This window comes from Haemophilus sp. SZY H56 (assembly GCF_054332415.1).
Genome location: NZ_JBTGNX010000039.1, coordinates 1 through 732, shown reverse-complemented (window position 1 = coordinate 732; position 732 = coordinate 1). Strand labels below are relative to the sequence as shown.

Sequence of the window (732 nt, the reverse complement as noted above, 5' to 3'; positions counted from 1 at the left end):
CTTCTTCGTCTCAGTCGGAGCTCTTGTTCTCATTTTATTAAAAGGGAAACTATCTAATGTTGTGAAAAGGGAAACTATCCTATTATGATATTTTATTGTGCTAGCTAAGTTAACATATACCTATGCATATAACTAATGATAACTGATTTTTTTTAGTTACATGCATGACATATGTTATTTATTTGAAAAGGGAAATTTGAATGGAAAATTAAAAGTAAATCCATACCTTAGGTCCATGGAATTTCATCCTTATCGGGTGGATCTTCTTCCTTGGGTGCTTCTTCTTTAAGTACTCCATCTGGTTCTTCTTCTTTTGGCACCTCTCCTTTGTTATGTGAATTACACAACTCAGGAGGAGGTGGTTCTTTCTTTCTGTTCCACCTTGTTCTAAGGCGCCTCTTCTCGGTACGAACGGGTTTTGCTTCCTGCATGTTAGCGGCATATGCGGGACCACGGGAAAAGGAGAATATTTCCTTCCTCCCTCCTAATGTCATTTGCATTTTACCACTCCCCACATATATGCAGGCATCAACAGTGTTCAAGAAGGGTCTACCTAAGATTAGAGGCACATGTTTCCTATTTCCCATATCTAGTATTATGAAATCAGCAGGAACATATGAACCTTTAATATGAACAGGTAAATCATTGACTATTCCTTCTACATAGCAAGTGGATTGATCAGCTAGCACAACATAGGCAGATGTGGATGACATGGCTGGAAAGAACCAGTTT

General features: G+C 38.4%; 1 protein-coding gene. It reads right to left on the bottom strand.

Going from position 1 to position 732, the window contains the following annotated elements; genetic code table 11:
- Positions 1-227: 227 nt before the first annotated feature.
- Positions 228-732, bottom strand: a 505-nt coding sequence (locus tag ACXVWP_RS11095) for a retropepsin-like aspartic protease (protein WP_458473409.1), incomplete at its 5' end; no start/stop codon positions are given.